This window comes from Tardiphaga sp., from assembly GCF_028290785.1.
In the GTDB taxonomy this organism is placed as follows: domain Bacteria; phylum Pseudomonadota; class Alphaproteobacteria; order Rhizobiales; family Xanthobacteraceae; genus Tardiphaga.
The window spans coordinates 1-7,340 of record NZ_JAQGJD010000192.1 but is presented as its reverse complement, the minus strand read 5'-3'; the positions used below and the strand labels follow the sequence as shown (position 1 = coordinate 7,340).

The 7,340-nt window shown below is 66.3% G+C and carries 8 protein-coding genes; 6 read left to right on the top strand and 2 right to left on the bottom strand.

What is annotated here, in order from left to right; translation table 11 throughout:
- Positions 1–215 (bottom strand): ATP phosphoribosyltransferase regulatory subunit (locus tag JWR89_RS11170; protein WP_299715709.1); only part of this gene is annotated, 215 nt, incomplete at its 3' end.
- A 179-nt stretch (positions 216–394) separates the two neighbouring features.
- Between JWR89_RS11170 and JWR89_RS11165 the strand changes: the two genes are divergently transcribed.
- The 6 genes from JWR89_RS11165 (at position 395) to JWR89_RS11140 (ending at position 7,164) form a co-directional block, all read left to right on the top strand.
- On the top strand, positions 395–1,141 hold the full coding sequence (locus JWR89_RS11165; protein ID WP_299715706.1) for a sensor histidine kinase: 747 nt from the start codon (positions 395–397) through the stop codon (positions 1,139–1,141).
- 104 nt (positions 1,142–1,245) lie between these two features.
- Complete coding sequence (locus JWR89_RS11160; protein ID WP_299715703.1) at positions 1,246–2,592, top strand: aspartate aminotransferase family protein; 1,347 nt, start codon at positions 1,246–1,248, stop codon at positions 2,590–2,592.
- A gap of 292 nt (positions 2,593–2,884) precedes the next feature.
- Positions 2,885–3,544 carry a phage holin family protein gene (locus tag JWR89_RS11155; protein ID WP_299715700.1) on the top strand — a complete coding sequence of 220 codons (660 nt, stop codon included), beginning with the start codon at positions 2,885–2,887 and terminating at the stop codon, positions 3,542–3,544.
- Positions 3,544–4,686 (top strand): YihY/virulence factor BrkB family protein, encoded by a 1,143-nt coding sequence (locus JWR89_RS11150; protein ID WP_299715697.1) that lies wholly within the window; start codon positions 3,544–3,546, stop codon positions 4,684–4,686. Before JWR89_RS11155 ends, JWR89_RS11150 begins: the two co-directional genes overlap by 1 nt.
- A 132-nt stretch (positions 4,687–4,818) precedes the next feature.
- Positions 4,819–6,294 (top strand): EAL domain-containing protein, encoded by a 1,476-nt coding sequence (locus JWR89_RS11145; protein WP_299715694.1) that lies wholly within the window; start codon positions 4,819–4,821, stop codon positions 6,292–6,294.
- Positions 6,295–6,309: 15 nt separating this feature from the next.
- Positions 6,310–7,164 carry a TIGR01459 family HAD-type hydrolase gene (locus JWR89_RS11140; RefSeq protein WP_299715691.1) on the top strand — a complete coding sequence of 285 codons (855 nt, stop codon included), beginning with the start codon at positions 6,310–6,312 and terminating at the stop codon, positions 7,162–7,164.
- Positions 7,165–7,188: 24 nt separating this feature from the next.
- Here the strand turns inward: JWR89_RS11140 and JWR89_RS11135 are convergent, their stop codons facing one another.
- Positions 7,189–7,335 carry a tautomerase family protein gene (locus JWR89_RS11135; RefSeq protein ID WP_299715712.1) on the bottom strand — a complete coding sequence of 49 codons (147 nt, stop codon included), beginning with the start codon at positions 7,333–7,335 and terminating at the stop codon, positions 7,189–7,191.
- Between the last annotated feature and the right edge of the window lie 5 nt (positions 7,336–7,340).

Sequence of the window (7,340 nt, the reverse complement as noted above, 5' to 3'; positions counted from 1 at the left end):
TCGTTGGGCCGGTCCTGGTCGGGCAGGAACTTGCCGAGCGCGTCGGTGAATTCCATGGTCGGCGTTTCCACCGGCTCGAAGCCGTAGCGCTCGTAGACCTCGCGGATGGTCTCGGTCATGCGCCTGGTGGCGGCGATCTCCGCGGGTCCGCGGTCGCCAAGCCCGCGCGGCAGGCGGGCGCGGAGTTTCTGGGGTTTTTTGGGTTTTTCGGCCATTGGCGCGTCCTATCAGCGCGGGCCGAGGGCGGCAAGCACCGCCGCGTTCCCGGGCCGCGCCAAATCCCCCGTTCACCACTATGTCGGCTTCCGGAAATAGCCCGGACTCCGGGCCGGCAACCGTGTTACCAACCGGACAGATGAAAAATATCGTGGAAGTCCCGAGGGGCTGGTGAGGGATGGCTGGCCCGGCGATGCCGCAGGATTTTCTGAAAGCCGAGAATACCGGCCTCCGGCTGCTGCTGGAGCAGGCCGGCATCGACGCCGACGCGCTGCTGGCGCAGGCGGGCATCGATGCGCGCGAGCGCGAGACCGCCGACAGACTGCAGAAGCTGATTCTTGAGGAATTGCACCACCGCATCAAGAACACCCTGGCGACCGTCAGCGCCATCGCCTCGCAGAGCCTACGCACCGCCACCTCGATCGAGCACGGCCAGCAGGCGATCGAAAGCCGGCTGCAGGCGCTCGGCCGCGCCCACGACCTGCTGCTGCAGGCGCGCTGGAGCAATGCCAGCCTGACCCAGATCGTGCGCGGCGCCACCGAAGCCTATGACAGCCAGGACAGCCACCGATTCGCGATTGCCGGACCGGACATCCCGATCACCTCCGGCGCGGTGATCGCGCTGGCCATGACGCTGAACGAGCTGTGCACCAACACCACCAAGTTCGGCGCGCTGTCGGTACCGTCCGGCCGCGTGGAGATCGCCTGGCATATCGATGAGGCGAAGCAGCAATTGCGGCTGGTGTGGACCGAAAAGGACGGCCCCGCGGTGACCGCGCCGACGCGCCGCAGCTTCGGCACCAAACTGATGCAGACGCTCGGCAAGCAGCTCAACGGCGATGTCATTCTCGCATACGAGCCCAGCGGTTTTGTCTACTCGCTGGATGTGCCGCTGAAATCCCTCAAACCGCCCAGTTTAGGCTGAAATATGCGCAGCCTGCTCGCGCGGAGGCGTTCCCGTCGCGCCGCGAAGCTGATAGGTTCCGCGCCTTCACCAACGCCGCGCCTGCAAATGCATGAGGGACTAAAATGTTAGACAAGAGCCCGAACCAGAAGTCCGTCAACGTGCCGAACGATCTGGCCGCCTTCTGGATGCCGTTCACCTCGAACCGCGCCTTCAAGCTCGCCCCCCGCATGCTCGCCGGTGCCAAGGACATGCACTACTTCACCACCGACGGCCGCAAGATCCTCGATGCCGCTGCCGGCATGTGGTGCTCCAATGCCGGCCACGGTCGCAAGGAAATCGCCGACGCCATCAAGCATTCGGCCGACACGCTGGATTACGCCCCGCCGTTCCAGTTCGCGCATCCGCAGGCGTTCGAACTGGCGACCCGCATTGCCGATCTCGCGCCGGCCGGCCTCGACCACGTGTTCTTCTGCAATTCCGGCTCGGAAGCCGCGGATACCGCGCTGAAGATGGCGCTGGCCTATCACCAGATCCGCGGCGAAGGCTCGCGCACCCGGCTGATCGGCCGCGCCCGCGGCTATCACGGCGTCGGCTTCGGCGGCACCTCGGTCGGCGGCATGGTCAACAACCGCAAGATGTTCGGCACGCTGCTGGCCGGCGTCGATCACATCACCCACACCTATGACCGCGACAAGCAGGCCTTCAGCAAGGGCGAGCCGGAATACGGCGCACACTTCGCCGACGATCTGGAGCGCCTGGTCGAACTGCACGGCGCCAACACCATCGCCGCCGTCATCGTCGAGCCGATGGCCGGCTCCACCGGCGTGCTGCCGGCGCCGAAGGGCTATCTCAAGCGCCTGCGCGAGATCGCCACCAAGCACGGCATCCTCTTGATCTTCGACGAGGTCATCACCGGCTTCGGCCGCCTTGGACACGCTTTCGCCGCCGAGCGCTACGGCGTCACGCCGGACCTCTTGACCTTCGCCAAGGGCGTTACCAACGGCGCGGCCCCGATGGGCGGCGTGATCGCGCATGACACCGTGCACGACACCTTCATGACCGGCCCGGCCCATGCGGTCGAGCTGTTCCATGGCTATACTTATTCGGCGCATCCGCTGGCCTGCGCCGCCGGTCTGGCCTCGCTCAACATCTACCGCGACGAAAAGCTGTTCGAGCGCGCCAACAAGATGGAAGCCATGTGGGCCGACGCCATCATGTCGCTGAAGGGCCTGCCCAACGTGGTCGACATCCGCACCGTCGGCATCACCGCGGGCATCGACCTTGCGCCGAGCAAGGAAGGCGCCGGCAAGCGCGGCTGGGAAGCGCTCAACAGCGCGTTCCACGACCACGAAGTGCTGTTCCGCACCTCCGGCGACACCCTCGCGCTGACGCCGCCGTTGATCATCACCGAGGACCAGGTCGGCGAGATCGTCGAACGCGTCGGCAAGGTGATCCAGGCCGTCGCGTAAGCGGCTGCTGTTTCGCTTCTTAACCTCTCCCCGCTCTGCGCGGGGAGAGGTCGATATTCGCGCAGCGAATATCGGGTGAGGGGCGAGGCACTGAACTAACAACATCTTCGGCATCGACGGCAGCAAAAGCCCCTCACCCCAGCCCTCTCCCCGCAAGCCGCGCGAAGCGAAGCTTCACTAGGGGGCGAGGGAGCGCACGGCCATCGCGCAACGCCCCCCGGAACCTTCTCTCCGCCTTCTCGTTCCCTAGTCATCGCAGCCATGTCGGCGCGGACAGAACGAGGCCCTTCCCATGCCCCCCCTCGCGAATGCCCTGTTGCGGACCGGGCTGGCGCTCAAGCTCAATCAAGTCAAACGCGCCACCGAATCCTATGCGCGCGACCGCGCCGCGCAGGGCCAGGGCGCCGTGATCTCCTACGCCGTTGCCGGCGGCCTCTATGCCGCGGCCGGCGTGTTCGGCATCGCGCTGCTGCTGGTCGGCGTCACCGCATTATTTCGCTGGGTCGAATTGCGTTACGGCCTGTTCGAGGCCTTCGGCGCCAGCGCCGGGGTCTTGCTGGTGCTGGCAATCATCTGCGCGGCGCTCGCCGCCAGCCGGCTGAACCGGCCCGCCAAACGGTTTCCGAGCCTCGGCAGCCGGCTGCGAGTCGCCATTTCGGCAACGCCCGGCAAGCCGGAGAACGCGCCCGGTCGCACCGGTAGCGCGCACGAGACCGCGACAGCGATTTTGTCCGAGCCCGCATCGCCCCGGGCCGCTCCCCTTGAATTCAAACCGAACCGTCCGCTCCGGCGGCCTCCGGTGCAGACCAGCGGCCAGGCCAAGGCCGGGCTGGTTCTCGTCGCCACCCTGGCCGGCTGGGCGCTCGCGCGTCGGCGCAGCCTCAGTCAGGACGTTCGCCGGCGACCGGCAGCCCCAAGACCGGGTCCAACAGCAGGCGAAGCGAACGCCTGATGTCGCCGCGCCGCACCGACGCCGATCCCTACGCAGATACCTGGATGCTGGCGGCCGCCGCCGCTTTTGCCGCCTTTGCCGTGCAAAGCTATTTCGCCAGCAATCAGGCGACGCGAAAGCTCGAGGCCCCCGAACCGCAGCCGATCGGAGCGACCAAGGTCCCACCGCCCGAGGCCTTCACCCGCGAGCTCGCCCAGCACGGCCGCGGCCGTCGCTCCTGCAACCCGCTGCAGATTCCATGGGCGGGCTGGAAGGACATCCTGTGGCGCACCTATGACCGCACCAACGAGGACCGGCTGCTGGCGATTGCCGCGGGCGTGGTGTTCTTCGGCCTGCTCGCGGTGTTTCCGGCGATCACCGCTTTGGTCTCCAGCTACGGGCTGTTCGCCGACCCCGCGACCATCTCCGACAATTTGCGGACGCTGGCCTACATGTTGCCCGACGGCTCGTTCCAGATCGTGCAGGACCAGATCGCCCGCGTGCTCGGCAATGGCCAGGCCAAGCTCGGCCTCACCTTCCTGTTCGGCCTCGCGCTGGCGCTGTGGAGCGCCAATGCCGGAGTCAAGGCGGTGATCGACGCTCTTAACGTGGTCTATGGCGAGCGCGAGAAACGCAGTTTTGTGCGGCTCAACCTGCTGTCGCTGACCTTCACCGTCGGCGCCATCGTCGCGCTGCTGCTGATGATCGGCGCGGTGGTCGCGTTGCCGCTGACGCTCGACAGGATCGGGTTGGCCTATGACAGCAAGGTGATCGTTAGCCTGGCGCGCTGGCCGGTGCTGATGGTGCTGCTGCTGCTGGCGCTGGCCACGCTCTCCCGGTTCGGCCCAAGCCGGCCCGGCGCGCGCTGGGAATGGCTCGGCATCGGCACCCTGGCCGCGGCCTTGCTGTGGATCGCCGGCTCCTCGCTGCTGTCCTGGTACCTGTCGAACTTCGGCAACTACAGCGCCACCTACGGCTCGCTGGGCGCCGCCATCGGCCTGATGATGTGGATGTGGATGTCGGCGATCATCGTGCTGTGCGGCGCCGAGCTGAACTCCGAGATCGAGCACCAGACCGCCGTCGATACCACCGTCGGGCCGGGCCGGCCGATGGGCGCCCGCGGCGCCGCCATGGCCGACACGCTGGGCCATGCCACCACCTGATTCCAGTGGGCGGCGGTTCCAGGCTGGCTTTCCGAATCAACAATAATGCTAGGCTTGCCAATGCTCTGGGCTGCGGCGCGTGAACCGGCGTCGCGCGCGTGGGCCATTGGACCTCAGGATGTTGCACGCGTTATGATTCGCATCTCCACGATTTTCATCGCCATCTGCATGGTGCTCGTCGCCGCCTCGCTCGGCATGGTGCTATATGCGATCGCCGGCATCAGCGGCTCGGAATCGGCCATTGTCGCGCTGACCGCGCTGACCTTCATGATCCTCTACAACGCCGTGTCGATGCGGCTGCGCGACCGCAGCGAAAGCGGCGGCCAGATTGCTGATCTTTCGCGCGGCACCGCCGACCTCGCCCGCCAGGTCGCCGAATACGGCCGCCGCCTCGCGGTGGTCGAAGGCAAGATCGTCTCCGCCAATTCGGCCGGCCAGGAGCGCATCCAGGCGGTGGTCGGCGAGATCAACGAACTGGGCAGCTTGGTGAAGCAACTGGCGTCGTCGGTGGCCACCCACGAAGACATGCTGGCGGGGGGCGCGCCGGTGCAGGAGACGACGGTTTCCGCCGCCATCGCGCCGCCCGTGCCGCCCGTCAGGCCGCCGGAGCCGCGGGATCTGCCGATCCCCGCCGAAGTCGCCGAAGATACGGTCACCGCCGTTACGCCGACCCCCGTGGGGGCTGCTCCCGACGTCAGCATCGGTCGCAGCGATGCGCAGATGATGGCCGTGGTGAAGAGCGCCGTCGCCGAGAACCGCATCGACCTCTATTTGCAGCCGATGGTGACGCTGCCGCAGCGCAAGGTGCGGTTCTACGAAGCAATGACGCGGCTGCGCGACGACAAGGAGCAGGTCATCGTCGCCGACGATTTCATCGCGGCCGCCGAAGCCGCCGGGCTGATGGGCCAGATCGATCACACCATGATGCTACGCTGCATGCAGGTGCTGCGCCGGCTGATGGTGCGCAACAAGGATGTCGGCGTGTTCTGCAACGTCGCCGCGACCACGCTGTCGCACACCGAATTGTTCGCCAACTGCATCGACTTCCTCGAAGCCAACCGCGCGCTGGCACCATCCTTCGTGCTGGAATTCAAGCAGAGCACCTTTCGCAATCTCGGCCCGATCGAGAGCGAGCACCTCGCCGCTTTGGCGCAGCGCGGCTTTCGATTCTCCATCGATCACGTAACCGACCTGCGGATCGAACCGCGCGAACTTGCCGACCGCGGCGTGCGCTTCATCAAGGTACCGGCGGCGCTGCTGCTCGATCCCAAGCTGAGTGCCGGTTCGGACATCCACCCCGCCGACCTGTCCGACCTGCTCGGCCGTTTCGGTATCGACCTGATTGCCGAGCGCATCGAGGGCGAGCGCGCCGTGGTCGACCTGCTCGACTTCGACGTCCGGTTCGGGCAAGGGTTTTTGTTCGCAGCGCCGCGGCCGCTGCGGCCGGAAACGCCGGCCGGGCCCGCACAGACCAAGTCGCCACAGGATACCAATGGTTCAGCCAAATCTGCCCGCAGCGAGCCCGCCCGAAGCGAGCCGCCGAAAAACGATCCGCCGCGCACCACCGGCAATGCCGCATTGGCCCGCCGCGCCACTGGCCCGAACTGATCGGCACATTTTCCAATGACAACACTTCGATTCGTCGAGCGCCTGCGCGACCTCGTGGCCGGCGTTGATGTCGTCCTCAGCGACATCTGGGGCGTCGTGCACAACGGCCTGGAGTCGTTTCCCGAGGCCCGCGAGGCACTGCATACCTTTCGCGCCAACGGCGGCGCCGTGATTATGATCACCAACGCGCCGCGCCCGGCGGACTCGGTGCAGCGCCAGTTGCGCAAATTGGGCGTCGCCGACGACGTCTATGATTCCATCGTCTCATCGGGCGACCTGACGCGCAATTTCATCACCGGGCGTCTGGGACAGTCGATGTACTGGATCGGGCCGGAGCGCGACAACTCGATCTACCGCGGCCTCGACGCCAAATTCGCGCCGCTGGACCAGGCGGACTACATCGTCTGCACCGGGCCGTTCGACGACGAAGCGGAATCCGCGGAAGACTATCGCGAGATGATGCAGCAGGCGCTTTCGCGAAAGCTCACCTTGGTCTGCGCCAATCCCGACATCATCGTCGAGCGCGGCGACCGGCTGATCTATTGCGCCGGCGCGATTGCGGAGCTGTACCGTGAGCTTGGCGGCGACGTGGTTTTCTACGGCAAGCCGCACCGGCCGATCTACGATCAGGCAATGGCGCTGGCGAAGACGAAGCGCGGCATCGACACGCCGCTGAACCGCGTGCTGGCGATCGGCGACTCCGTGCGCACCGATCTGGCCGGCGCGCATGCCTATGGCATCGACTGCCTGTTCGTCACCCGCGGCATTCACGCCGGCGAATTCGAAGGTATCGAGCGAATGGAAGCCGCCGCGGTGAAGGAATTGTTCGGTCATCCGCCGAAGGCGCTGATGCGCGAATTGAAGTGGTAGGGCGGCGCCGCGAAGCGCAGCCGCCTACTTCGGCGCATACTGCATGTCGCCGTTGCCGAACGACCAGTCCTCGCGCGCGCTGTCGATGAGATTGATCCAGACGTCTTCCCTTCGAACGCCAAGCTTTTCGTGCAGTTCGTCGGCGATCTTGCGATAGAACAGCTTCTTCACATCGG